Source organism: Pseudomonas agarici (assembly GCF_001543125.1).
GTDB lineage: Bacteria > Pseudomonadota > Gammaproteobacteria > Pseudomonadales > Pseudomonadaceae > Aquipseudomonas > Aquipseudomonas agarici.
Window position 1 is genome coordinate 4,777,275 of record NZ_CP014135.1, and the last position, 24,473, is coordinate 4,801,747.

The following is a 24,473-nucleotide window of genomic DNA, read 5'->3' on the forward strand; positions in this document are numbered from 1 at the left end:
TTACTCAGTTGTTGTACAGATCGATGATCGCACTGACCGCCTGGGTCTTTACCTTAGACGCATCATTGCGCGCCTGCTCGATCTTGTTCAGGTAGTGCTCGTCGATATCGCCAGTGACGTATTGGCCGTCGAACACCGCGCAGTCGAACTGTTCGATCTTGATCTTGCCACCGCCCACCGCCTCGATCAGGTCCGGCAGGTCCTGATAGATCAGCCAGTCGGCACCGATCAGGTCCGCGACATCCTGGGTGGAACGGTTGTGGGCGATCAGTTCGTGGGCACTCGGCATATCGATGCCGTAGACGTTGGGGTAACGCACCGCCGGGGCCGCCGAGCAGAAGTAGACGTTCTTCGCGCCAGCTTCACGGGCCATCTGGATAATCTGCTTGCAGGTGGTGCCGCGCACGATGGAGTCGTCCACCAGCATCACGTTCTTGCCACGGAATTCCAGCTCGATGGCGTTGAGTTTCTGCCTTACCGATTTCTTGCGCGCCGCCTGGCCCGGCATGATAAAGGTCCGACCGATGTAGCGGTTCTTCACGAAACCTTCGCGAAACTTCACGCCCAGGTGGTTAGCCAGCTCCAGGGCCGCGGTACGGCTGGTGTCGGGAATGGGGATGACCACGTCGATGTCATGCTCTGGACGCTCGCGCAGGATCTTCTCCGCCAGCTTCTCGCCCATGCGCAGACGCGCCTTGTACACCGAGATGCCGTCGATGATCGAATCAGGACGCGCCAGGTAGACGTGCTCGAAGATGCATGGGGTCAGGCTCGGGTTGCTCGCGCACTGACGGGTGTGCAGCTTGCCCTCTTCAGTGATGTAAACCGCTTCGCCGGGCGCCAGATCGCGAATCAGGGTAAAACCGAGTACGTCCAGGGACACGCTTTCAGAGGCGATCATGTACTCAACGCCTTCGTCGGTGTGACGCTGGCCGAAAACGATCGGGCGAATGCCATGGGGGTCGCGAAAGCCAACGATGCCGTAGCCGGTGATCATCGCCACCACGGCGTAGCCACCGACACAACGGTTATGTACGTCGGTCACGGCGGCAAAAACGTCTTCCTCGGTCGGTTGCAGCTTACCGCGCTGGGCCAGCTCATGGGCGAACACATTGAGTAGCACTTCCGAGTCGGAGCTGGTGTTGACGTGACGCAAGTCGGACTCGTAGATCTCCTTGGCCAACTGTTCGACGTTGGTCAGGTTGCCGTTGTGTGCCAGGGTGATGCCATATGGCGAGTTGACGTAGAACGGCTGGGCCTCGGCCGAGGTCGAGCTGCCGGCGGTCGGGTAACGCACGTGGCCGATGCCCATGTGGCCAACCAGGCGTTGCATATGGCGCTGATGAAACACATCACGGACCAGGCCGTTGTCCTTGCGCAGGAATAACCTGCCGTCATGGCTGGTCACGATACCGGCAGCGTCCTGGCCGCGGTGCTGGAGTACGGTTAGCGCGTCATACAGCGCCTGATTGACGTTCGACTTACCGACGATACCGACGATGCCACACATGCGACGCAACCCCTACTTAATGAATCTGAACTGAACAGCACTTACTGGGGCGCTTTGGCCGGTAAGAGATGTTCCTTGAACGGAAGGTCAGCAGGTACGCTGATCCCGCTGGCCAGCCACTGACTGCTCCACCCCAGGATGAGGTTCTTGGACCAGTCGGCAACCAATAGAAATTGTGGCACGAGTCGGGACTCCTGCCACCATGCATCCTGCTGTACCGGCCCCAGGCTGAGCAGCCCGACCGCCACGACCACCAGCAACGCGCCACGCGCGGCACCGAAGGCCATGCCGAGAAATCGATCGGTGCCGGACAGCCCGGTAACGCGAATCAACTCGCCGATAAGGTAATTGACCATGGCGCCGACCAACAAGGTAGCGACGAACATGATGGCACAACCCGCGATCACGCGAGCCGAAGGTGTCTGAATATAGTCGGCGAGGTACACGGACAACGAGCCACCGAACATCCAGGCAATGACGCCGGCGATGATCCAGGTAAGCAAGGACAAGGCCTCTTTGACAAAGCCGCGACTCAAGCTGATCAAAGCGGAAACGACGATTACCGCGATAATCGCCCAGTCAACCCAGGTAAATGGCACAGTGCAGCCTACGAACGGATAAGGCGGCGCATTTTAGCAGAGCGCCGCCTTGCTGGTAAGGCGATTGTCAGTGCATTTCGATACAAGCCGCCGCTTAACCGCGTTCAGGTTGGAATCTTACGACAAAACCGTTCAGCTTCTGCTGGCGACCGAGCAAGTCACGCAGGCGATCGGCCTCCGCACGCTCGATCAGCGGACCGACAAATACCCGGTTCTTGCCGTCTGCGGAGCGGATATAAGCGTTGTAGCCCTGGCTACGCAGGTTTTTTTGCAGGCTTTCGGCACTTTCACGGCTCGACAGGCTGGCCAATTGCACCGACCAAGTGATCGGCAGACCGTTGGGGTCCACTCGGCTCTGCGTGGTATCGAGCTTCGCCGGCGCTACCGCCACCGCTTGGGCTGGCGTCTGCGCGGGCGCGGTGGCGGGCTTGGGTGTGGCCGGCGGGGCGGCAGGCTTGGTCGCGGCGACCGCCGTTGGCGGCTTGGTGGCCGGAATCGGCATCGATGGCACTGGGGGTGGCGTGACCGCCATCTCGTCCTGCTCTTCCGGCACGGGTTCCTGGGGCAGGCTTTGCGGCTCGGGCACCGCTACCGGCTCGACCTGTACCTGAGGCATGGCCGGAGCCTGCGGCGCGGCGGGCGGATCGACGCGTATCTGACGTCGCTCGTCCTGACGGGAAAACAGCATCGGCAGAAAGATCACCGCCAGCGCCACCAAAACCAGGGCACCCACCATCCGCTGCTTGTACGCTTTATCCAGCAATGCCATATGCAGCTTCCTCCGTGGCGCGCCGGGCGAGCCATTCCAGCGCCTCGGCCACACAAAAAAACGATCCGAACAACAGAATTTCATCGTCAGCCGTCGCCAGGTCGCATTGCCCTTCCAGAGCCGCAGCGACGCTTTCGTAGGCCGTCACCGACGCTCCGCGAGCCTGCAAGGCAGCCTGCAGATCGACCGCCGGCCGGCTGCGCGGCGATTGCAACGGCGTCACCGCCCACTCTTGCACATAAGCATCGAGTGGCGACACCACGCCGTCAAGATCCTTGTCCAACAGCAGGCCGAACACCGCGAGGCGCCGCCCGCCGGGGACGCGGCGGGCCAGGCGCTCCGCCAGGTATTGGGCGGCATGGGGGTTGTGCCCGACATCCAGCATGAGTTGCAACGATTTGCCCCGCCAGTTGACGGTACGGCGATCCAGGCGACCGACGATACGGGTCGCCCGCAAGGCGGCGGCGATCCGCTCCGGCTGCCACGGCAAATCCATCAGGGCATAGGCCTGGAGCGCCAACGCAGCGTTCTCCATCGGCAGGTCGAGCAATGGCAGGTCACGCAGCTCCAGCACCCGCCCCTTGCCGTCCAGGCCGCGCCACTGCCAATGCGACTCGGTGATGCCAAGATCAAAATCGCGACCGCGCAGGAAAAACCGGCAACCCAGCTCCCGCACCCTGTCCAGCAGGGCCTGCGGCGGATTCAGGTCACCGCACAGTGCCGGCCGGCCCTGACGAAAGATTCCGGCCTTTTCATAAGCTACCGATTCGCGGGTATTGCCCAGGTATTCGCTATGATCGACACCGATACCAGTCACCAGCGCCAGGTCGGCATCCACCACATTGACCGTGTCCAAACGCCCGCCGAGCCCGACTTCCAGGACCACGACATCCAGTTGCTCACGCTCGAACAGCCAGAACGCCGCCAGGGTGCCCATTTCGAAGTAGGTCAGGGAAATCTCGCCACGGCCAGCGTCCAGCGCCGTGAAGGCCTCGCACAACTGCGCATCGCTCGCTTCCACGCCGTCGATCTGCACGCGCTCGTTGTAGCGCAGCAGGTGCGGCGAACTGTAGACCCCGACCTTGAGGCCCTGGGCCTGCAGCAAAGCGGCGACAAAAGCACAAGTCGAACCCTTGCCATTGGTGCCGGTCACGGTCACTACCCGAGGCGCCGGCCTGCCCAACCCCATGCGTTTCGCTACCTCTTGCGAACGCTCCAGCCCCATGTCGATAGCCGAGGGGTGCAATTGCTCCAGGTAGGTGAGCCAGTCGGCCAGGGTCCGTTGGGTCATACGGTTGCCGGCACCGGCGGGATAACGATGGAGTCCACAGGAGCGGCGACATACACCGGCGTCGGCAGCCCCATCATCTGGGCCAGCAGGCTACCCAGGCGCGGACGCAGTTCCTGGCGCGGGATAATCATATCGATGGCACCGTGCTCCAGTAGGAACTCACTACGCTGGAAGCCTTCCGGCAGCTTCTCGCGAACGGTCTGCTCGATCACTCGCGGACCGGCGAAACCGATCAGCGCCTTGGGTTCGCCGACGATCACATCGCCGAGCATCGCCAGGCTGGCGGAAACACCGCCGTAGACCGGATCGGTCAGCACGGAGATGAACGGCAGCCCTTCTTCACGAAGACGCGCCAACACCGCCGAAGTCTTGGCCATCTGCATCAGCGAGATCAGCGCTTCCTGCATCCGCGCACCACCGGAAGCCGAGAAGCAAACCATTGGACAACGGTTCTCCAGGGCATAATTGGCGGCACGAACGAAGCGCTCGCCGACGATAGCGCCCATGGAACCGCCCATGAACGAGAATTCGAATGCCGAAACCACCACCGGCATCCCCAGCAGCGTGCCACTCATGGAGATCAGCGCGTCTTTTTCGCCGGTCTGCTTCTGCGCCGCGCTCAAGCGGTCCTTGTACTTCTTGCCGTCACGGAATTTCAGCCGGTCCACGGGCTCCAGGTCCGCGCCCAGCTCGGTGCGACCTTCGGCGTCCAGGAAGATATCGATGCGGGCACGGGCACCAATACGCATGTGGTGGTTGCACTTGGGGCAGACGTCCAGGGTCTTTTCCAGCTCAGGACGATAGAGCACCGCCTCGCACGAGGGGCATTTGTGCCACAAACCTTCAGGCACCGAGCTTTTCTTCACCTCGGAACGCATGATCGAAGGGATCAGTTTGTCTACTAACCAGTTGCTCATGCTTTCTTTCTCCAATTCGTTTTCGGCCCGTCCAACAACCGGGCCCGCCTGTTTTCTAGCGGCGGTATGCATGGACGGTGGCAGGCTGTCGTCCGTCACATCGGCGATCAACAGGCGCGCACCGCCTGGATGAACGCTTTGATCTTGGCGGGGTCCTTGATGCCCTTGCTGCGCTCTACCCCACCGCTGGTGTCCACGGCATACGGCCTGACCTGGGCAATCGCGTCCGCCACGTTCTGCGCATCCAACCCCCCAGCCAGGATGATCGGCTTGCTCAATCCTTGCGGCACCAAAGACCAATCGAATGCCTCGCCGGTGCCACCGGGAACGCCCTCGACATAGCTATCGAGCAGTATCGCGCTGGCACTGGGATAGGCCCGGCACGCTGCGGCGATATCGTCGCCAGGCTTGACTCGTAGCGCCTTGATGTAGGGGCGGTGAAAGCCCTCGCACTGCTCGCGGGTTTCATCGCCATGGAACTGCAGCGTGTCCAGCGGCACCGCATCGAGGATCTCGCCCAGTTCACAACGGCTGACATTGACGAACAGGCCTACGGTGGTCACAAACGGCGGCAAGGCAGCGATGATCGCTCGCGCCCGCTGGAAGGTCACTGCCCTTGGGCTCTGGGCATAGAACACCAAACCAATGGCATCGGCACCGGCTTCGACAGCGGCCAACGCATCTTCAATGCGGGTGATCCCGCAGATTTTGCTGCGAACGATGGACATGGCGGCAGAACCCCTAGGGTTTTTCGAGTAAAGTTCCGGATGGTAGCAAATGCTTTTCCAGGCGTCAGCCGGCAAGTTCCGAAAATCCCGTCAGGAAGTGCGGCCCGATATAACGCTGCGGTAAAGCGAACTCCTCCCGGTATTCCACCTGCACTAGGTACAAACCGAACGGATGAGCCGTTACGCCGCCTGTACGGCGGATACGGCTTTCCAACACCTCGCGCGCCCACGCCACCGGTCGCTCGCCGGCACCGATGGTCATCAGCACCCCGGCGATATTGCGCACCATATGATGCAGGAAGGCACCGGCACGGATATCGATGACAATCATCTTGCCATGGCGGGTCACTCGCAGGTGGTGGACTTCCTTGATCGGCGACTTGGCCTGGCATTGCCCGGCCCGGAACGCACTGAAATCGTGAATACCCTCCAGATGGCGGGCCGCCTCGGCCATGCGCTGCTCATCCAGTGGCCGGTGATTCCAGGTGATTTCCTCATTGAGGTGCGCCGGACGGATCGAGTCATTATAGATCACATAACGATAACGCCGAGCGATGGCCTTGAAGCGCGCATGGAAATGTGCCGGCATAACCTTGGCCCAACTGACGCTGATGTCATGGGGCAGATTGATATTGGCGCCCATGACCCACGCCTTCAGCGAGCGCTCGGCCTGTGTGTCGAAATGCACCACCTGCCCGCAAGCGTGTACCCCGGCATCAGTGCGCCCGGCACACATCAGCGAAACTGGCGAAGCCGCCACTTTCGACAAGGCGTTTTCCAGGGTTTCCTGCACCGTGAGCACACCGCAGGCCTGACGCTGCCAGCCGCGATAACGCGAGCCTTTGTATTCGACACCCAGGGCGATCCGGGAAAAGCCGTCAGCCGCCATTTCGGCAGCCGGGTTATCTATATTTGCCAAGGACTTACAGCCTGATAATTTGCGCAAAGGCGTGCATTATAAAGCGCGCGCCCGCGGACGCCATGCATCGAGCGCTTTTTTAGTTCGATCAAACGACAACGGCAGCCCGAAGGCCGCCGTTGTCTTTAGCGCCAGCAGATCAACTCATGTCAGACGATTGAGCATTTCCTTGGCTTGGTTTTTTTGCACTTCGCTGCCTTCACTCAGGACTTCAGCGAGAATATCCCGTGCGCCATCCTTGTCGTCCATGTCGATATAGGCCTGGGCCAAATCGAGCTTGGTCGCCGCCTCGTCGGCTCCCGAGAGGAAGTCGAACTCCGGTTCGTCATTCCCCAGAGCCGCCTTATCAACGGTCGAGGTCGGTGCCACCGGCGATGGCTGCTCCAACCCCTGAGACAGACGCTCCAGCTCGGCATTGACATCATCGAGCTCGTCGGTGAAAGCATTCGACCCGGTATCAACCGCCAATTCGTCGGCCAACGACAGGTCGAAATCGTCCGCCAGCCCTAACTCATCCAGCGCATCGAGAGCCGGTACTGCGCCCTGTGGCGCCAGGGAATCGTCGGCCAAGCCCAGCAGAAAGTCCTCGTGTGCCTCGATTGGGGCCGGCTCGTTACCCCCCAGATCCAGATCGAAGTCCAACAGGTCGTCGGAGCTCGCCGAGGCTTTAGTCTGTTGCCCCAGCACCGATTCGAAGCTCAGGTCGTCGTCGAGTTGCAGGTCATCCAGGCCCAGATCGGCGACCGGAGCCGAAACCACCGAAGGCGAAGCTGCCTCCAGGTCATCCAGACTGAGGTCGAAGTCGCTGTCGAACCCCTCCACCACCGGAGCAGTCGCGGGCGCCTGCGCAACTACGGGTTCTTGTGCCGCAACCGCGGCTGGCGGCTCATCCTGCAACAGTGCCTGGACAAACTGTTCGTCCAGCTCGGCCGCGACGGCCGCCGCGCCAAGACCGGCGACCGCCGCCGTGGCGATCATGCCGGGAAAGCGACTCTTGAGCTGCTCGACCTGGGCATGGTTATCGCCATTGGCGACCAGCTGTCGTTCTTGGACGACAAAGCCGTCACGATCGCCCTGGCGACCATAAACCTCCATGAGTTTCAGCCGCAGATCGCTACGCCGCGGCTCGAGCTTGACCGCTTCTTCCAATAGATCGGCGGCCTGGTTCAGGTGGCCGCGCTCGATATGCAGTGCTGCCTGCCCCAACACATCGGTTGGGCGCTCAGCGACGGGAGCCGGCGCTTGGGCCGGCGTCAGCTTTACGCTGGGCGCAGGCACCTCCAGGCCCTCGAAACTGCTTTGCGGTAGAGACAGGTCTGCCGCGAAGTCACTTTCTTCAGACAGCGCCCGTGCCATGCGCTGGTGCTTTTCGGCTTCCTGCTGAGCCTTGCGGCGACGGATCAGCAGCAGCATGAGCAACAACAACACCAGCACCACGGAACCGGCGATCAAGCCCAGCAGAATCGGGCTGGACAGCAAGTCGTCGAGCTTGCGCTCTTTGCCGGGCGCAACGTCGGCCTGAACCGGCTTGCTCGGCTCGCTTGGCGCAGGCGCCACTTGCGGCTTGGCCACCAGTTCGGCCGGCATTGCCGGCTGGCCGGCGGCGGGTGCGACGTCCGTACCTTGCGCTTGCAACTTGGCCAGTTGATCGTTCTTGAGTTGGATCAGTCGCTGCAGTTTGTCCAACTGGCTCTGCAGGTCGTCCATACGGCTTTTCAGCTCGGCATTGTCGCGACGGGCAGCATCGAGGCTTTCCTGCGTCACCGCCAATTTGTCGCTCAAGGCCTTGCTGTCGCCAGCCGCGCCCTTGCCGCCCTTCTTGGCGCTCTCGGCCGAGACCAGGCTCAGGTTATCCTTGTCGGCGCCGGGGGCTGGTGCCGCTTCACCGCCCTGGCGTCGGCTGGCATCCACTTGCTGTTTGCCGGTATGGGAAGAACGACGCCCCTGGCGCCACGCGGCATTCTGCGCGGCCACCTCGGCAATCGCCTTGGAGGGCGCCAGGCGGGTGCTTTGCACCGGATCCGGCAGGCGCAGCACCTGGCCGGTTTTCATGCGGTTGATGTTGCCATCGATAAAGGCATCCGGGTTCAATGCCTGGATAGCCAGCATGGTCTGCTGCACGGAAGCGCCATTGCGCTCCTGGGCGGCAATTTCCCAGAGGGTATCCTTGGGACCGGTGGTGTATTGCTTGACCTGGGTCGGCGCGGTGACTGGCGCGCTGGGTGCGACAACGGGCGCCGACTGGCCGGCATCGCCCGCCGGGGCATACTTCGACGGATCGAGCAGTACGCTGTAATCACGCATCAGCCGGCCACTGGGCCACTGCACCTGGACCAAAAACCGCACATAGGCTTCAGACAACGGTTTGCTCGAAGTGACACGCACCACGCTGCGCCCGGCGGGGTTCAGCACCGGGGTGAAAGTCAGGTCGTTCAGGAAGTCCTGGCGGTTGACGCCAGCGTCGCTGAACGCCTGGGGAGAAGCCAGGCTGGGAACGATATCGGAAGCGCTGAGGCCACCGACATCTTGCAATTCGATTTCCACCAGCAACGGCTGGTTCAGGGTCGACTTGAGGGTCATTTCCCCCAGCCCAAGCGCATGCGCCATACCGGAGGACAGCGCCGAAGCGGCCGCTATTGCTAACACCAGTTTGCGAACTTGAACCATAGCCTCTTCCTTTGTTAGTGCATTCCTCGGCCAGCGAGAAGGTGGTGTAGCTGCCTTGCGGCATGGCGTGCGGCCCTGAAAAACCACCGCAACACCCTGTTTTAGCCGATACCGCTGCAAGTGCCCGAGGGCAGCTCACCTTCAGCAACCAGCCTGAGCATAGCGTCAGGCTCGAATCATTCTGCAAATTGTCGCCAAGTATCTTTTACAGCGGGTCTTTTATCAACAATTCGGCCAATTGCACAGCGTTTAGCGCGGCACCTTTGCGGACATTGTCCGAGGTCAGCCACAGATTCAATTCCGAAAGATCATCAACACCGTGACGAACCCGCCCCACATAGACCACATCCTGGCCCACGGCGTCACCGACGGCGGTCGGATAATCACCGACGTCCACCAGCTCGATGCCGTCCGCGGCTTCCAGCGCGGCGTTCACCGCTTGCAGATCGACATCAGCCGCCGCTTGCAGAGACACACTATAGCTATCGCCAAAAAACACTGGGGCTTGAACGCAAGTGACTGAAATTTTTAGTAAAGGTGTTGCGAGCAGTTCACGCAACTCGCTGACCAGGCGTTTTTCCAGGGCAACATGCCCCTCGCTATCCGGCTTGCCGACCTGGGCCAACAGGTTGAACGCCACCTGCCGATCGAAGAAGCGCGGCTCCAGCGGGCGCACATTCAACAGCTCAGCAGTCTGCCGGGCCAGTTCGCCGACGGCTTCGCGGCCCTGGCTGGACACCGCCAGGCAAGCGGTCAAGGTCACGCGCTGGAGATCGAGCAGGCCCTTGAGCGGTGCCAACACCACGGCCAGAGCGGTGGCCGACGCGCTCGGACTGCACACCTGCACCGGCTTTCTCAGCGTGGCCAACACCTGGGCATTGGCTTCCGGCACCACCTGAGGCGCGAGCAAGGCGCCGGACAGATCGATAACCGTGCAACCGGCCATGGCGGCACGCGGGGCAAAACTGAGGGTTACCGCCGGACCGGCAGCGAAAAACACCAACTGGGCCTTGGCGAAATCGAACTCATCGACCTCACGAACACGCACGTTCTTGCCGCGAAATGGCACCGAGTGACCGGCGGACTCGCTGCTGGCCAGCACATGCAAGTCAGCCACGGGAAAGTCGCGCTCTTCGAGAATCTGCACCAAGGTCTCGCCCACCGAGCCGGTGGCGCCGATCACGGCAATATCAAAGGACTGTCTCATGGGTTTGATCTCTGGCAACGCGGGGGAGCGGCACTTTACCCGTGACGGCGCGGACAGGCAATTGAATGCCCGCAGGCCTCACACGGTGATGGTGGCGAGCCGGCTTGTCGGAGCGACTGACACACCGGGGTCTGCGAGCCTAGGGCCGGCAAGCCCACCAGCCACAAACAAGCCACTGACGACAAAAAAGTAGCATTGCGCTAGCCGAAACCCCAAAAAAAACCGCGACCCTGACGAGGCGCGGTTTTTTCGATCCTTCGGCGTATCAACGCTCCAGCAGGATCCGCAACATGCGCCGCAGCGGCTCGGCCGCGCCCCACAGCAACTGATCACCCACCGTGAACGCACCGAGGAACTGCGAGCCCATGTTCAGCTTGCGCAGACGCCCCACCGGGATATTCAGGGTGCCGGTGACTTTGGTCGGACTCAGCTCCTGCATGCTGATATCACGCTGGTTCGGCACCAGCTTGACCCATGGGTTGTGCTGGCTGATCAGCCCCTCGATATCGGCGATCGGCACATCCTTGTTGAGCTTGATGGTCAGCGCCTGGCTATGGCAACGCATGGCGCCGATGCGCACGCAGATGCCGTCCACCGGGATCGGACTCTTGAAGCGACCGAGGATCTTGTTGGTTTCGGCCTGGGCCTTCCATTCTTCGCGGCTCTGGCCGTTCGGCAGCTCCTTGTCGATCCACGGAATCAGGCTACCGGCCAATGGCACCCCGAAGTTTTCGGTCGGGTAGGCGTCGCCGCGCATGGCTTCGGCCACACGGCGGTCGATGTCGAGGATGGCGCTGGCCGGATCGGCCAGTTGCTCGGCAACGGCGGCGTGGGTGGCGCCCATCTGCTTGATCAGCTCACGCATGTTCTGCGCGCCGGCACCGGATGCCGCCTGATAGGTCATGGCGCTCATCCACTCCACCAGGCCGGCTTCGAACAGGCCGCCCAGCCCCATCAGCATCAGGCTGACAGTACAATTGCCGCCGATGTAGTTCTTGGTTCCGGCATCCAGTTGCTGGTCGATGACCTTGCGGTTCACCGGGTCGAGGATGATGACCGCGTCATCCTGCATGCGCAGGCTGGAGGCGGCATCGATCCAATAACCCTGCCAGCCGGCCTCGCGCAGCTTGGGGAAAACCTCGCTGGTGTAGTCGCCACCCTGGCAGGTCAGAATCACGTCGAGGGTTTTCAGCTCTTCAATGCTGTAGGCATCCTTCAGCGGGGCAATATCCTTGCCCACGGACGGACCTTGGCCACCGACATTGGAAGTGGTGAAAAACACCGGCTCAATAAGATCGAAGTCCTGCTCTTCCAGCATCCGCTGCATGAGCACGGAACCGACCATACCGCGCCAACCGATCAGACCTACACGTTTCATCGCAACTACACCTTTTACAAAAGTGGGTCACCGCTTCCAGGGATGAAAGAAACGGCGGGCCCGAGAGATTACAGATTCCGCAGCGCGGCGACTACTGCGTCGCCCATTTCCCGCGTTCCGACTTTGCTGCAGCCGGCCGACCAGATGTCGCCGGTCCGCAGGCCCTGATCCAGCACCCGGCTCACAGCCTGCTCGATGGCAGATGCGGCGTCGTGCAGATTGAAGCTGTAGCGCAGCATCATCGACACCGACAGGATGGTCGCCAACGGGTTGGCGATGCCCTGCCCGGCGATGTCCGGAGCCGAACCGTGGCAAGGCTCGTACATGCCCTTGTTGTTGGCATCCAGCGAGGCCGACGGCAACATGCCGATGGAGCCGGTGAGCATCGACGCTTCGTCGGAAAGAATGTCGCCGAACAGGTTGTCGGTGACAATCACGTCGAACTGCTTGGGCGCGCGCACCAGTTGCATCGCGGCGTTGTCGACGTACATGTGGCTCAGCTCGATGTCCGGGTAGTCCTTGGCGACCTCCTCGACCACTTCGCGCCATAGCTGGCTGGAGGCCAGAACGTTGGCCTTGTCCACCGAGCAGAGCTTCTTGCCGCGCACGCGAGCCATGTCGAAGCCGACACGGGCGATGCGACGGATTTCGCTTTCGCTGTACGGCAGGGTGTCGTAGGCCTGGCGCTCGCCGTTTGCCAGCGTCTGGCTGCCGCGTGGGGCGCCGAAGTAGATGCCGCCGGTCAGTTCGCGGACGATCAGGATATCCAGGCCCGAGACGATTTCTGCCTTCAGGCTCGATGCATCGGCCAATTGCGGGTAGAGGATCGCCGGACGCAAATTGCCAAACAGGCCCAGTTGCGCCCGGATCTTCAGCAGGCCGCGCTCGGGACGGATATCCCGTTCGATCTTGTCCCACTTCGGTCCACCCACGGCACCGAGCAACACCGCATCGGCGGCACGGGCGCGGTCCAGGGTTTCATCGGCCAAGGGCACGCCATGTTTGTCGATGGCGGCACCGCCGATCACATCGTGGCTTAACTCGAAACCCAGACCGTACTTCTCGTTGGCCAGCTCCAGCACCTTGACCGCTTCGGCCATGATTTCCGGGCCAATACCGTCACCCGGGAGAATCAGAATCTGCTTGCTCATGTTTTCCTCATGTTATCTGTCGGTGCGCCCGTGATCACGGCACAACCTGGAAAAAATCTAGTGCTCGGCCCACGGCAGTGCGCCTGACGCATGTGCGGGCGACCTGTTCACCGAAGGGCTTTTTTTTTGCTCGACAACCTGCGTGAGCGTGGAGGCCACTGCAGCAACTCAAACGTCACGAAACAACCACGGTTGGCTGGCCCGATGCTTGGCCTCAAAGGCCGCGATCGCGTCGCCGTCGGTCAAGGTCAGGCCGATATCGTCCAGGCCGTTGAGCAAGCAGTGCTTGCGAAACGCATCGACTTCGAAACGATAGACCTTACCGTCCGGACGAGTCACGGTCTGAGCGGCGAGATCGACGGTCAACTGGTAGCCTGGGGTCGCTTCGACCTGCTGGAACAGCTCATCGACTTCGCTCTCATCGAGAATGATCGGCAACAGACCATTCTTGAAGCTGTTATTGAAGAATATATCGGCATAACTTGGCGCGATGATGCTGCGAAAACCGTACTCATCCAAGGCCCACGGCGCATGCTCGCGACTGGAACCGCAACCGAAGTTTTCCCGCGCCAGCAGGACACTGGCCCCCTGGTAACGCTCGGCGTTGAGCACGAAGTCCTTGTTCAAGGGACGCTTGGAATTGTCCTGGTAGGCGTAGCCGACATCCAGGTAGCGCCACTCGTCGAACAGGTTCGGACCAAAGCCGGTGCGCTTGATCGACTTGAGAAACTGCTTGGGAATGATCTGGTCGGTATCGACGTTGGCACGGTCCAATGGGGCGACGAGACCGCTGTGCTGGGTAAAGGCTTTCATGGGGTTTTCCTCAGATCAATTCGCGAACGTCGATAAAACGACCGTTGACGGCAGCCGCCGCCGCCATGGCGGGACTGACGAGGTGGGTACGCCCGCCAGCGCCCTGGCGCCCTTCGAAGTTGCGGTTGGAGGTCGATGCGCAGTGCTCGCCGCTTTCCAGGCGGTCGGGGTTCATCGCCAGGCACATGGAGCAGCCCGGTTCACGCCACTCGAAACCGGCCTCGAGGAAAATCTTGTCCAGGCCTTCCGCTTCCGCCTGGGCCTTCACCAGGCCCGAACCCGGCACCACAATGGCCTGCTTGATGGTCGAAGCCACCTTGCGCCCCTTGGCGATCGCCGCCGCCGCACGCAGGTCTTCGATACGCGAGTTGGTGCAAGAACCGATGAACACGCGATCGAGCTGGATATCGGTGATCGCCTGGTTGGCCTGCAGGCCCATGTATTTGAGCGCCCGCTCGATGGAGCCGCGCTTGACCAGGTCGGTTTCCTTGGCCGGGTCCGGCACGTGCTGATCAACCGCCAGGACCATTTCCGGCGAAGTGCCCCAACTGACTTGCGGCTTGATCTGCGTCGCGTCGAGCTCGACCACCGTGTCGAACACCGCATCGGCGTCGGACACCAGGTCTTTCCAGGCTTCAACAGCCAGGTCCCACTCGGCGCCTTTCGGTGCGAACGGGCGACCCTTGACGTAGGCCACGGTCTTTTCATCGGCGGCCACCAAGCCCACGCGAGCACCGGCTTCAATGGACATGTTGCAGATGGTCATACGGCCTTCGATGGACAACTCGCGGATCGCACTGCCGGCGAACTCGATGGCGTGGCCGTTACCGCCGGCGGTGCCGATCTTGCCGATCACAGCGAGGACGATGTCCTTGGCGGTCACGCCAAACGGCAACTGGCCCTCAACGCGCACCAGCATGTTCTTCATTTTCTTCGCCACCAGGCACTGGGTGGCGAACACATGCTCGACCTCGGAAGTGCCGATACCGTGGGCCAAGGCGCCGAAGGCGCCGTGGGTCGAGGTATGGGAGTCACCACAGACAACGGTCATGCCCGGCAAGGTCGCGCCCTGCTCCGGGCCGATGACGTGCACGATGCCCTGGCGCACGTCATTCATCTTGAATTCGGTGATGCCATATTCATCGCAATAATCGTCGAGGGTCTGGACCTGCAGGCGCGACACCTGGTCGGCGATCGCCGTGATACCGCCTTTGCGTTCAGGGGTGGTCGGCACGTTGTGGTCGGGGGTGGCGATGATCGAGTCGACCCGCCAAGGCTTGCGCCCGGCCAGCTTGAGGCCTTCGAACGCTTGCGGCGAGGTCACTTCGTGGATGATGTGACGGTCGATATAGATCAGCGACGACCCATCGTCGCGCCGTTTCACTTCATGGGAATCCCAAAGCTTATCGTAAAGCGTTTTGCCGGCCATCAGACGTTTCCTCATCAGCGTGTTTCTATGCCCCGGTCTATTGATCACTGTTCTCAATAACCCTTTGGCTTGTGAGGTCGATCCTAGGGCGTTAGAGTGAATAACTCAAATTCATAATTTTTATGCTTTGGATAGCCTAACGGAATACCATCATGGACCTGGCCAACCTCAACGCCTTTATCGCCATTGCCGAGACGGGCACCTTCTCCGGTGCCGGCGAACGCCTGCACCTGACCCAGCCGGCCATCAGCAAACGAATTGCGGTGCTGGAGCAGCAACTCAAGGTGCGCCTGTTCGACCGGCTGGGCCGCGAGGTGGGCCTGACCGAAGCCGGCCAGGCGCTACTGCCCCGTGCCTACCAAATCCTCAATGTACTGGATGACACCCGCCGAGCGCTGACCAACCTCAACGGCGAAGTCAGCGGACGCCTGACACTAGCCACAAGCCATCATTTGGGCCTGCATCGCCTTCCCCCGCTGCTGCGAGCCTTCACCCGCCGGTATCCCCAGGTGGCGCTGGATATTCAGTTCCTCGACTCGGAGGTGGCCTATGAGGAAATCCTCCATGGGCGCGCCGAGCTGGCGGTCATCACCCTGGCACCCGAACCGCATCATCTGGTCCGCGCGGTGCCGGTCTGGGACGACCCCCTGGATTTTGTCGTCGCCCCCGAGCACCCGTTGGCCAGAAACGGCACGGTCAGCCTCAGGGACATTGCCCACCAACCGGCAGTTTTCCCCGGCGGCAACACCTTTACCCACCATATCGTCCAGCGTCTGTTCGAGGGTCAGGGTCTTACACCGAATATCGCCATGAGCACCAACTACCTGGAAACCATCAAGATGATGGTTTCCATCGGCCTGGCCTGGAGCGTACTACCGCGCACCATGCTCGACGATCAGGTGGTACGCATACCTTTACCGGGCATACAACTGAGTCGCCAGCTAGGCTATATCTTGCACACTGAACGGACGTTGTCGAACGCCGCGCGGGCCTTTATGGCTTTATTGGATGAACAGACGGATTTGCCAGCCTTATCGGCATAAGTCGGAGCTGGCTGACCCCATCAGGTCTTTGCAGCAAAAACATTCCTTTCATCCCAAGGACTGCTGTTGATGCCCAAGCATGCTAGCCGTATTCCGCCATTGCCACGCATCCATGCCCTTGACCCCAACGAATCGGAAAAGAGCTGGGAAAGCGCACCACAATTATTGGCCGCCCTCAATGGTGCGCGTCTCGGGGCCTGGTATTGGGACATCGAAAGCGGTCTGATCAGTTGGTCCCGTGGCACTCAGGCGCTGTTTGGCTTCGACCCCCACCAGCCGCTGCCCAAGGACCTCGACTACCTTGAACTGCTGCCGGCCGAGGACCGTGCCCGTACAGTGCGAGCCTTTCATGCCGTGCTGGCCGGAGAGCCACTGGAACAGGCGATGCGTCATCGCATTCAGTGGCCGGACGGCAGCCTGCACTGGCTGGAGGTCAATGGTAGCCTGCTGCCGGACAAGAGCGGCAAGCCACGGATGATCGGCGTGATCCGCGAAATCACTCACCAGCGCCAGCGCGAACACGCCCTTAGCAGCTCGGAAAAGCGCTTTGCCACGCTGTTCCACCTGTGTCCGAACATGGTGTTGCTGACTCGCGAGGAAGATGGCCTGATCAGTGAGGCCAACCAGTATTTCGAAAGCCTGTTCGGCTGGCCGGCGCGCCAGGTAATCGGCCTGACCACCGTCGAGCTGGACTTGTGGGTGCATCCCGAAGAGCGCGAGCGGTTGGTCAAATCCCTGCGGGCCAAGGGCGAGTCGGTTAGCCAGGAAGTACAACTGCGCGGTAGCAACGGGCGAATTCACGACGGCATCCTCAGTGCCCAGCGGGTCGAACTGGAAGGGCAGGCCTACCTGCTCAGCACCTTTCTCGACACCACCGAACAGAAAAATGCCGAGCAAGCGCTCAAGGACAGCCAGGAACGCCTCGATCTGGCGCTGAATTCGGCCCAACTGGGGACCTGGGACTGGCATATCCCCAGCGGCATGCTCTATGGTTCGGCGCGGGCGGCGCAGTTGCACGGTCGGGAGCCACAGCCGTTCCATGAGCCCTTCGACGCGTTCTTCGACAGCGTTCCTACCGAAGAACGCGACAATATGCGCCAGGCCTATCGCAGCCTGCGCGAAGGCCCGGAGGGCAACTACCAACTGACCTACCGGGTGCAGTTGGAAAACGGCACCTCGCGCTACCTGGAAAGCCGTGCCCGGCTCTACCTCGACAGCGAGGGCAACCCGCTGCGCATGGCCGGCACCCTGCTCGATATCACCGAGCAGGTCGAGCGTGAAAGGCGCCTGCAGGCGTCGGAAGAGAAGTTCGCCAGCCTGTTCCAGGCCAGCCCCGATCCGATTTGCGTGACCCTACAGGACAGCGGACAGTTTATCGAGATCAACTCGGCGTTCACCCAGACCTTTGGCTGGAACATCGACGAGATCCGCCATCGCAGCGCACAACAGATCGGCCTCTGGGACGACTCGGACAAGCGCCTGTACCGCATCCAACAGCTAATCCGCGACAAGGCGCTGAACAATGTGGCGGTCATCGTCCACCACAAGAGCGGCCAGGCCCTGACCTGTGTGATCATCAGCCGGCAGATCGTGGTCGAGGAACAACCCTGCATCGTCACCACCCTGCATGACATCACTCAGCAGCAACGGGCCGCGGCCGCGCTCAAGGCGAGCGAGGAGAAATTCGCCAAAGCCTTTCACTCCAGTCCCGACGCCATCATCATCACCGAGCGCGATAGCGGGCGCTATCTGGAGGTCAACGACGGTTTCTGCCGGCTGACCGGCTACACCAGCAGCGAGGTGATCGGGCGTACCGTGTATGAACTCGGTATCTGGGCCGACCACAAACAGCGTACCGCCCTGCTCAACGAACTCAAGGAAAGGGGCCACGTCCACCATCGCGATATGCTCGGGCGCAACAAACGCGGCGATGTGCTGACGGTGGAGCTCTCGGTCGAGCCCATCACCCTCAACGAAACCGCCTGCCTGCTGCTGACCGCCCGCGATATCAGCCTACTCAAGAACGCCCAGGCGCAGATTCGTCATCTGGCCTACCACGACTCGCTAACCAACCTGCCCAACCGTGCTCTGTTGATGGATCGCCTGAGCCAGCAGATCGCCCTGCTCAAGCAGCACCACCTGCGCGGCGCCCTGCTGTTCCTCGACCTGGACCACTTCAAACACATTAACGATTCCCTCGGTCATCCGGTCGGCGATACGGTGCTCAAGGTGGTCACCGCGCGCCTGGAAGCCAGCGTGCGCACCGAGGACACCGTGGCCCGTCTCGGCGGTGACGAATTCGTGGTATTGCTCAGCGGCCTCGATGGCTCGCGTAGTGAAGTCACGCAGAAGGTCCGCGATCTGGCGGACACGATCCGTGAGCTACTGGCCGAGCCGATGTTTCTCGACGGCCACCGCTTGCAGGTGACCCCGAGCATCGGCGTGGCCCTTATCCCAGACCACGGCTCAACCCCTGCCGACCTGCTCAAGCGCGCCGATATCGCGCTGTATCGGGCCAAGGACTCCGGACGCAATATCACCCAGATGTTCCACAGCACCATGCAGAAGGCCGCCAGCGAACGCCTGCGCGTGGAAAACGACTTGCGCCAGGCGCTTTCCCGGGGCGAATTCAGCGTGCACTTCCAGCCCCAGGTCGACGCCCGCGACAACAGCATTGTCGGCGCCGAAGCCCTGGTGCGTTGGCATCACCCCGAGCTGGGCGCGCAATCGCCCACCGAGTTCATCAAAGTGCTGGAAGACAGCGGATTGATCCTGGAGGTCGGCACCTGGATCCTCGATCATGCTTGCGAGGCGTTTGGCGTGCTGCTGCGCGACGGGCTGATCCCACGCTCCTTCAGCCTGTGCGTGAACATCAGCCCGCGCCAGTTCCGCCAGGCCGACTTCGTCGAGCGCGTGCAACACACGCTGGTGCGGCACAACGTGCCGTCATCGATACTCAAGCTGGAAATCACCGAAGGCATCGTGATCCAGAACATGGAAGACACCATCAGCAAGATGCGTCGCCTGAACAAGATCGGCGTCAGTTTCGCCATGGATGATTTCGGCACCGGCTATTCGTCACTCACCTATCTCAAGCGCTTGCCGGTGGACGCGCTGAAAATCGACCAGTCGTTTGTCCGTGATGCGACCCATGACCCCAACGACGCGGAGATCATCCGTGCGATTGTCGCCATGGCTCGCAGCCTCGGGCTGACGGTGATTGCCGAAGGCGTGGAACTGGCCGAACAACTGGTATTCCTTGAGGGGCTGGGCTGTCACCTGTACCAGGGCTACCTACACAGCCGGCCATTGCCCATGGAGGAATTCAGGAAGCTGCTGACCAGCATCCCCTGAAACACAGAACCCCGCCGAAGCGGGGTTCTGGTCTTGTGGGCTTGCGCTTAGTGCTGCAAAGCCGCTTGTTGCGCGCCGTTGATCGGGATGCGCTTGGCTTTCGCCTCTTCCGGCACGACCCGCAACAGGTCGATATTCAACAGGCCGTTGCTCAAGCCAGCGGCCTTGACCTCGATATGGTCGGCCAGGCGGAACGATAACTTGAAGGCGCGCTGGGCGATACCCTGATGCAGGTAGCTGACGCTTTCAGCCTTGGGCTCACGTTTGCCGCCACTGACAGTCAGCACGCCTTTTTCGACTTGCAGCTCCAGGTCTTCTTCCTGGAAACCGGCTGCCGCGACGACGATGCGGTACTGATCTTCGCCGTGTTTCTCGACGTTGTATGGGGGGTAGCTGCTGCCCGGCTCATTGCGCAGCGCGGTTTCGAACAGATCGTTGAAACGGTCGAAGCCGACGGAAGAACGGAACAGTGGAGCCAGGGAAAATGCAGTAGTCATGTCAATCTCCTGAAGTTCAGCGAGTGGTTTTAGCCGCGACCCGAATTCGGCATCGCGTACTCCTTAGATAGGAGCACCGCCATGCATTTCAAGAGAGTGTGCAGATTTTTTTCAAGCGACTTCAGGCAGCGGCGCATTCACCAGGCGCCCGACCGCGTCGCAATCGGTCTCCCGGCGCACGGTATTGAACAGCTCGACGGCCTGCGGGTAATTGCGGGTCAACATCGCCAGCCACTGCTTCAGGCGGCCGGGCGCCTGGCGTGGCGTCAGTTGCGTGACCACTTGTGCCCAGAAGTCGCGGATCAACGGTTGCAGGTCGGCCCAGCTCATCTCGACCACCTCCTCGCCAGCCCGCGCCGCCACGATCTGTCGGGCCAGGTCCGGGCGTGACACCAGGCCGCGACCGAGCATGAAGTCCTCGGCGCCGCTGACTTCGCGGCAACGCCGCCAATCTTCCACCGACCAGATATCGCCATTGGCGAACACCGGCACCTTGACCACTTCCTGTACCCGCGCCACCCACTCCCAATGAGCCGGTGGCTTGTAGCCGTCGACCTTGGTTCGTGCGTGCACGACAATCTGCGATGCGCCGCCTTCGGCCAGAGCGATGCCGCAGACCAGCGCACCATCCGGGCTGTCGAAGCCCAGGCGCATCTTCGCCGTCACCGGGATATGCGCAGGCACCGCCCGGCGCACCTGCTCGACGATACTGTTGAGCAGTTCCGGCTCCTTGAGCAGCACCGCCCCGCCCCGGGACTTGTTCACCGTTTTGGCCGGACAACCGAAGTTCAGGTCGATGACCTGCGACCCCAGCTCACACGCCAATGCCGCATTTTCCGCCAGGCACACCGGATCGGAACCCAGTAACTGCACCCGCAGCGGCACGCCGGCAGCGGTCCGGGCTTCGCTCAGCAATTCGGGGGCGAACTTGTGGAAATAGGCTGGCGTCAACAGCGAGTCATTGACCCGGATAAACTCGGTGACACACCAGTCGATGCCGCCAACCCGAGTCAGGACATCGCGCAGGATGTTGTCGACCAATCCCTCCATGGGCGCCAGGGCAATTTGCATCGGTACTCTCATCGAAAAAAACGGTCACAGAAAAAGGGCCGCAGTTTACGGGCTTCTTGCGTAAACCGGTACCTCCTCAGACCGGCTGCACCGCCGAACCATAGCCTTCGAGAAACTCCGCCGGCATGCGCTTGGGCCGGCCACTGGACAGCTCGATGCAAACAAAGGTGGTTTGCGCGCGCAACAGCGTCAGGTTGTCGCTGGGACGGACCAGTTGGAACCGGCGAGTCATTTTCAGGCGCCGGTCCCACTCGACGATCCAGGTGGACAGTTGCAGTTCGTCGCCTTCATAGGCTGGCGCCAGGTAATCGATCTCGTGCCGCACCACCGCCATCGCTCGGTCCAGCCGGCGATACTCGGCCAGGTCCAGCCCCAGGCGCTGCGAATGACGCCAGGCACAACGTTCCAGCCAGGTGACATACGCCGCGTTATTGGCGTGCCCGAGGCCGTCGATGTCCTCGGCGGCCACCTGCAGGTCGAGGGTGAAGGGTGTCGCCAGATCCCAGCTCATGTATCACTCCCGGTCAATTCAAAGACCGGGGCAGTGTAACGGATCCAGCCCAAAGTGCTCATTGCGTGCCACCTCGGACCAGAGGTGCAACCTGTCAGAACGCCGCCGACTGGGCGGCGTGCAACAAAAACGGAATTCAGCGCGAAAAGGTCAAACGCCAGACAAACAAAAGGGCCATTCAATAAGTGAATGACCCTTATAAAATCCCGCAAAGCGGGCAATCGTGGCGTCCCCTAGGGGACTCGAACCCCTGTTACCGCCGTGAAAGGGCGGTGTCCTAGGCCACTAGACGAAGGGGACACAAACCCTTCTATACAGCTGATCGGCACTCAATACCGATCAATTCAAGGCCAGTGTGGCCAGGCCCTGAACTGTAAATTTGGTGGAGCTAGACGGGATCGAACCGTCGACCTCTTGCATGCCATGCAAGCGCTCTCCCAGCTGAGCTATAGCCCCAGGTTTTTCGCCTCGCGGCGGAGTGACGGCAATTTGCGCTATCACTTCTGTAAAGCTGGCGTCCCCTAGGGGACTCGAACCCCTGTTACCGCCGTGAAAGGGCGGTGTCCTAGGCCACTAGACGAAGGGGACGTAACCCTTGTGTACCTGATCGGTGCTGATTCCGATCTTTCGGTACAAGCCCCAGAGTAGTGTAGCCTACCCTGCGACCTCTAAATTGGTGGAGCTAGACGGGATCGAACCGTCGACCTCTTGCATGCCATGCAAGCGCTCTCCCAGCTGAGCTATAGCCCCACATTCAACACTCACGCCACAGCGCTATGGCTGCCCTGTTTGCGTGTTGTCTTGTGGACGGGGCGCATATTAAGTGTGACCTACTTCCCTGTCAAATTTTTTTTAAACAATTTTCAAAGAAATTTTCCGGGATAACAATCACTTACCGGCCTCTGCGAAAAACCGGGGGTGGCGGCCACGCCTCCTGCCAATGAAACCGCGGTGGCGTGGCGGCCACGGACTCAGGCAATCGTGCCCAGCAGCTTTTCCCACTCCTTGTTTTCTTTCTTCGAGACGCCACCCAGCAGGTCCAGCGCCTGGCGCAGGCGGAAGCGCGTCAGGTCGGGGCCGAGAATTTCCATCGCATCAAGCACCGACACCGAGCTCGCCTGCCCGGTAATCGAGGCGAACATCAACGGCATGGCATCACGCAGCTTAAGCGCCAAAGCATCGACCACTGCCTGGATGGTGGCGGTGATGCTGTCCTTTTCCCACTGGCGCAGACTCTCCAGCTTCCACAGGATCAATTGCATCAGCTTGCGCACCTCATCCGCTGAGAGCTTCTTGTGCTCGAACAGTTTGGCGTCCAGCGCCAGGCTGCCGGCGAAGAAGAAATTCGCCAGTGGCGCGACCTGGCTGAAAGTCTCGACGCGGCCCTGGACCAGCGGCGCGATCCGCATCAGGTACTCAGGATTCAATGCCCAATGGCGCACGCGACTGGCGAACTGTTCCACCGACAGTTCGCGCAGCCACTGGCCGTTGAGCCAGGACAGCTTCTCGATATCGAAAATCGGCCCGCCGAGAGAGACACGGGACAGGTCGAAGTGGTCGACCATTTCCTGCAGCGAGAACTTCTCGCGCTCGTCAGGCATCGACCAGCCCATACGACCCAGGTAGTTGAGCATGGCCTCGGGCATAAAGCCCATGCGCTCGTAGAAAGTGACCGAGGTCGGATTCTTGCGCTTGGACAGCTTGCTCTTGTCCGGGTTGCGCAGCAGCGGCATATAGCAGAGCTGCGGCTGTTCCCAGCCGAAGTATTCGTAGAGCAGGATCAGTTTCGGCGCCGACGGCAGCCACTCCTCGCCACGCAGCACATGAGTGATGCCCATCAGGTGGTCATCGACCACGTTGGCCAGGAAGTAGGTCGGCAGGCCATCGGCCTTCATCAACACTTGCATATCCATGCGATCCCAGGGGATCTCGACGTCGCCGCGCAACATGTCCGGCACCACGCAGATGCCCTCGGTCGGCACCTTCATGCGGATCACATGGGGTTCGCCAGCCGCCAGGCGGTGGGCCACTTCGTCCTTCGACAGCAACAGCGCACGACCATCGTAGCGTGGGGTCTCGCCACGGGCCATCTGCTCGGCGCGCATCTGGTCCAGCTCTTCGGCGGTACAAAAACAGGGGAAGGCATGACCCATGTCGACCAATTGTTGGGTGTACTGCTTGTAGATCTCGCTACGCTCGCTCTGCCGGTACGGGCCGTGCGGCCCGCCCACGTCCGGGCCTTCGGCCCAGGTGATGCCCAGCCAGTTCAGCGCATCAAAAATCTGCTGTTCGGACTCGCGGGTCGAGCGCAACTGATCGGTGTCTTCGATCCGCAGAATGAACTCACCGCCATGCTGCTTGGCAAAGCAGTAGTTGAACAAGGCGATGTAGGCGGTACCAACATGGGGGTCCCCAGTAGGCGATGGCGCGATGCGAGTGCGAACGGTGGTCATGGGCGGTCTCGAAATAGAGATAAAACAAAGGGCGAATGGTAACAGGCCGACATGCCTCGTCTCCAGCATGGACGCCGGACAGAAGGCACATAAGCCAGGCTGCCCGGTAAAAATGGCGCCAGGCCGCTAAAATCGGGCGGGTGGTGCAAATCGCCATGATTCCGTC

At 61.2% G+C, this 24,473-nt stretch carries 19 protein-coding genes and 4 tRNA genes; 2 read left to right on the plus strand and 21 right to left on the minus strand.

What is annotated here, in order from left to right:
* Window positions 1-4: 4 nt before the first annotated feature.
* The 13 genes from purF to leuC form a co-directional block, all read right to left on the minus strand.
* Window positions 5-1,510: an amidophosphoribosyltransferase gene (gene purF / locus AWM79_RS20920; RefSeq protein WP_017133654.1), complete on the minus strand. Its 1,506-nt coding sequence runs from the start codon at window positions 1,508-1,510 to the stop codon at window positions 5-7.
* Window positions 1,511-1,551: 41 nt separating this feature from the next.
* Window positions 1,552-2,109: a CvpA family protein gene (locus tag AWM79_RS20925; protein ID WP_017133655.1), complete on the minus strand. Its 558-nt coding sequence runs from the start codon at window positions 2,107-2,109 to the stop codon at window positions 1,552-1,554.
* A gap of 94 nt (window positions 2,110-2,203) precedes the next feature.
* Window positions 2,204-2,878 carry an SPOR domain-containing protein gene (locus tag AWM79_RS20930; RefSeq protein ID WP_060783699.1) on the minus strand — a complete coding sequence of 225 codons (675 nt, stop codon included), beginning with the start codon at window positions 2,876-2,878 and terminating at the stop codon, window positions 2,204-2,206.
* Complete coding sequence (gene folC / locus AWM79_RS20935) at window positions 2,862-4,169, minus strand: bifunctional tetrahydrofolate synthase/dihydrofolate synthase (protein WP_060783700.1); 1,308 nt, start codon at window positions 4,167-4,169, stop codon at window positions 2,862-2,864. The genes AWM79_RS20930 and folC overlap by 17 nt, the downstream gene beginning before the upstream one ends.
* Window positions 4,166-5,086 (minus strand): acetyl-CoA carboxylase, carboxyltransferase subunit beta, encoded by a 921-nt coding sequence (accD, locus tag AWM79_RS20940; RefSeq protein ID WP_060784031.1) that lies wholly within the window; start codon window positions 5,084-5,086, stop codon window positions 4,166-4,168. Before accD ends, folC begins: the two co-directional genes overlap by 4 nt.
* Before the next feature lie 107 nt (window positions 5,087-5,193).
* The gene (locus AWM79_RS20945; protein WP_060783701.1) at window positions 5,194-5,814 is read right to left on the minus strand and encodes a phosphoribosylanthranilate isomerase; all 621 of its coding nucleotides are present in this window, start codon (window positions 5,812-5,814) and stop codon (window positions 5,194-5,196) included.
* A gap of 64 nt (window positions 5,815-5,878) precedes the next feature.
* Window positions 5,879-6,703: a tRNA pseudouridine(38-40) synthase TruA gene (gene truA / locus AWM79_RS20950; RefSeq protein WP_060783702.1), complete on the minus strand. Its 825-nt coding sequence runs from the start codon at window positions 6,701-6,703 to the stop codon at window positions 5,879-5,881.
* A gap of 174 nt (window positions 6,704-6,877) precedes the next feature.
* On the minus strand, window positions 6,878-9,400 hold the full coding sequence (locus AWM79_RS20955; RefSeq protein WP_060783703.1) for a FimV/HubP family polar landmark protein: 2,523 nt from the start codon (window positions 9,398-9,400) through the stop codon (window positions 6,878-6,880).
* Window positions 9,401-9,605: 205 nt separating this feature from the next.
* Window positions 9,606-10,607 (minus strand): aspartate-semialdehyde dehydrogenase, encoded by a 1,002-nt coding sequence (locus tag AWM79_RS20960; RefSeq protein ID WP_060783704.1) that lies wholly within the window; start codon window positions 10,605-10,607, stop codon window positions 9,606-9,608.
* A 265-nt stretch (window positions 10,608-10,872) separates the two neighbouring features.
* Window positions 10,873-11,985 (minus strand): aspartate-semialdehyde dehydrogenase, encoded by a 1,113-nt coding sequence (asd, locus tag AWM79_RS20965; RefSeq protein WP_017133661.1) that lies wholly within the window; start codon window positions 11,983-11,985, stop codon window positions 10,873-10,875.
* Window positions 11,986-12,053: 68 nt separating this feature from the next.
* Window positions 12,054-13,136 (minus strand): 3-isopropylmalate dehydrogenase, encoded by a 1,083-nt coding sequence (gene leuB, locus AWM79_RS20970; RefSeq protein ID WP_060783705.1) that lies wholly within the window; start codon window positions 13,134-13,136, stop codon window positions 12,054-12,056.
* Between the two features lie 168 nt (window positions 13,137-13,304).
* Window positions 13,305-13,949, minus strand: coding sequence for a 3-isopropylmalate dehydratase small subunit (gene leuD / locus AWM79_RS20975; protein ID WP_060783706.1), 645 nt, complete (start codon window positions 13,947-13,949; stop codon window positions 13,305-13,307).
* A gap of 10 nt (window positions 13,950-13,959) precedes the next feature.
* Window positions 13,960-15,378, minus strand: coding sequence for a 3-isopropylmalate dehydratase large subunit (gene leuC, locus AWM79_RS20980; protein ID WP_060783707.1), 1,419 nt, complete (start codon window positions 15,376-15,378; stop codon window positions 13,960-13,962).
* A 152-nt stretch (window positions 15,379-15,530) separates the two neighbouring features.
* On the opposite strand from leuC, the gene AWM79_RS20985 reads away from it, so the two are divergent.
* Together AWM79_RS20985 and AWM79_RS20990 are read left to right on the plus strand one after the other, a co-directional pair.
* Window positions 15,531-16,421 (plus strand): LysR family transcriptional regulator, encoded by an 891-nt coding sequence (locus AWM79_RS20985; RefSeq protein ID WP_060783708.1) that lies wholly within the window; start codon window positions 15,531-15,533, stop codon window positions 16,419-16,421.
* Between the two features lie 69 nt (window positions 16,422-16,490).
* Window positions 16,491-19,775 carry an EAL domain-containing protein gene (locus AWM79_RS20990; RefSeq protein ID WP_017133664.1) on the plus strand — a complete coding sequence of 1,095 codons (3,285 nt, stop codon included), beginning with the start codon at window positions 16,491-16,493 and terminating at the stop codon, window positions 19,773-19,775.
* A gap of 47 nt (window positions 19,776-19,822) precedes the next feature.
* Here the strand turns inward: AWM79_RS20990 and AWM79_RS20995 are convergent, their stop codons facing one another.
* From AWM79_RS20995 to gltX, 8 genes are all read right to left on the minus strand, one after another.
* Window positions 19,823-20,272 carry an Hsp20 family protein gene (locus tag AWM79_RS20995; protein ID WP_017133665.1) on the minus strand — a complete coding sequence of 150 codons (450 nt, stop codon included), beginning with the start codon at window positions 20,270-20,272 and terminating at the stop codon, window positions 19,823-19,825.
* Between the two features lie 111 nt (window positions 20,273-20,383).
* Window positions 20,384-21,343 (minus strand): tRNA dihydrouridine synthase, encoded by a 960-nt coding sequence (locus AWM79_RS21000; RefSeq protein ID WP_060783709.1) that lies wholly within the window; start codon window positions 21,341-21,343, stop codon window positions 20,384-20,386.
* A 76-nt stretch (window positions 21,344-21,419) separates the two neighbouring features.
* Window positions 21,420-21,854 (minus strand): acyl-CoA thioesterase, encoded by a 435-nt coding sequence (locus AWM79_RS21005; RefSeq protein WP_060783710.1) that lies wholly within the window; start codon window positions 21,852-21,854, stop codon window positions 21,420-21,422.
* A gap of 224 nt (window positions 21,855-22,078) precedes the next feature.
* A tRNA-Glu gene (locus tag AWM79_RS21010) sits at window positions 22,079-22,154 on the minus strand.
* Window positions 22,155-22,234: 80 nt separating this feature from the next.
* Window positions 22,235-22,310: transfer RNA gene (locus tag AWM79_RS21015), tRNA-Ala, on the minus strand.
* Between the two features lie 56 nt (window positions 22,311-22,366).
* Window positions 22,367-22,442 (minus strand) — tRNA-Glu (locus AWM79_RS21020).
* Between the two features lie 86 nt (window positions 22,443-22,528).
* Window positions 22,529-22,604: transfer RNA gene (locus AWM79_RS21025), tRNA-Ala, on the minus strand.
* Window positions 22,605-22,825: 221 nt separating this feature from the next.
* Entirely contained in the window at window positions 22,826-24,307 is a 1,482-nt protein-coding gene (gene gltX, locus AWM79_RS21030) for a glutamate--tRNA ligase (RefSeq protein WP_017133668.1), read from the minus strand.
* Window positions 24,308-24,473 lie beyond the last annotated feature (166 nt).

Excerpts from the sequence above, each read along its gene's own strand:
- purF (WP_017133654.1), bottom strand. The coding sequence starts at position 1,510 with ATGTGTGGCATCGTCGGTATCGTCGGTAAGTCGAACGTCAATCAGGCG.
- AWM79_RS20930 (WP_060783699.1), bottom strand. The coding sequence starts at position 2,878 with ATGGCATTGCTGGATAAAGCGTACAAGCAGCGGATGGTGGGTGCCCTG.
- folC (WP_060783700.1), bottom strand. The coding sequence starts at position 4,169 with ATGACCCAACGGACCCTGGCCGACTGGCTCACCTACCTGGAGCAATTG.
- accD (WP_060784031.1), bottom strand. The coding sequence starts at position 5,086 with ATGAGCAACTGGTTAGTAGACAAACTGATCCCTTCGATCATGCGTTCC.
- AWM79_RS20945 (WP_060783701.1), bottom strand. The coding sequence starts at position 5,814 with ATGTCCATCGTTCGCAGCAAAATCTGCGGGATCACCCGCATTGAAGAT.
- truA (WP_060783702.1), bottom strand. The coding sequence starts at position 6,703 with ATGGCGGCTGACGGCTTTTCCCGGATCGCCCTGGGTGTCGAATACAAA.
- AWM79_RS20955 (WP_060783703.1), bottom strand. The coding sequence starts at position 9,400 with ATGGTTCAAGTTCGCAAACTGGTGTTAGCAATAGCGGCCGCTTCGGCG.
- AWM79_RS20960 (WP_060783704.1), bottom strand. The coding sequence starts at position 10,607 with ATGAGACAGTCCTTTGATATTGCCGTGATCGGCGCCACCGGCTCGGTG.
- asd (WP_017133661.1), bottom strand. The coding sequence starts at position 11,985 with ATGAAACGTGTAGGTCTGATCGGTTGGCGCGGTATGGTCGGTTCCGTG.
- leuB (WP_060783705.1), bottom strand. The coding sequence starts at position 13,136 with ATGAGCAAGCAGATTCTGATTCTCCCGGGTGACGGTATTGGCCCGGAA.
- leuD (WP_060783706.1), bottom strand. The coding sequence starts at position 13,949 with ATGAAAGCCTTTACCCAGCACAGCGGTCTCGTCGCCCCATTGGACCGT.
- leuC (WP_060783707.1), bottom strand. The coding sequence starts at position 15,378 with ATGGCCGGCAAAACGCTTTACGATAAGCTTTGGGATTCCCATGAAGTG.
- AWM79_RS20985 (WP_060783708.1), top strand. The coding sequence starts at position 15,531 with ATGGACCTGGCCAACCTCAACGCCTTTATCGCCATTGCCGAGACGGGC.
- AWM79_RS20990 (WP_017133664.1), top strand. The coding sequence starts at position 16,491 with ATGCCCAAGCATGCTAGCCGTATTCCGCCATTGCCACGCATCCATGCC.
- AWM79_RS20995 (WP_017133665.1), bottom strand. The coding sequence starts at position 20,272 with ATGACTACTGCATTTTCCCTGGCTCCACTGTTCCGTTCTTCCGTCGGC.
- AWM79_RS21000 (WP_060783709.1), bottom strand. The coding sequence starts at position 21,343 with ATGCAAATTGCCCTGGCGCCCATGGAGGGATTGGTCGACAACATCCTG.
- AWM79_RS21005 (WP_060783710.1), bottom strand. The coding sequence starts at position 21,854 with ATGAGCTGGGATCTGGCGACACCCTTCACCCTCGACCTGCAGGTGGCC.
- gltX (WP_017133668.1), bottom strand. The coding sequence starts at position 24,307 with ATGACCACCGTTCGCACTCGCATCGCGCCATCGCCTACTGGGGACCCC.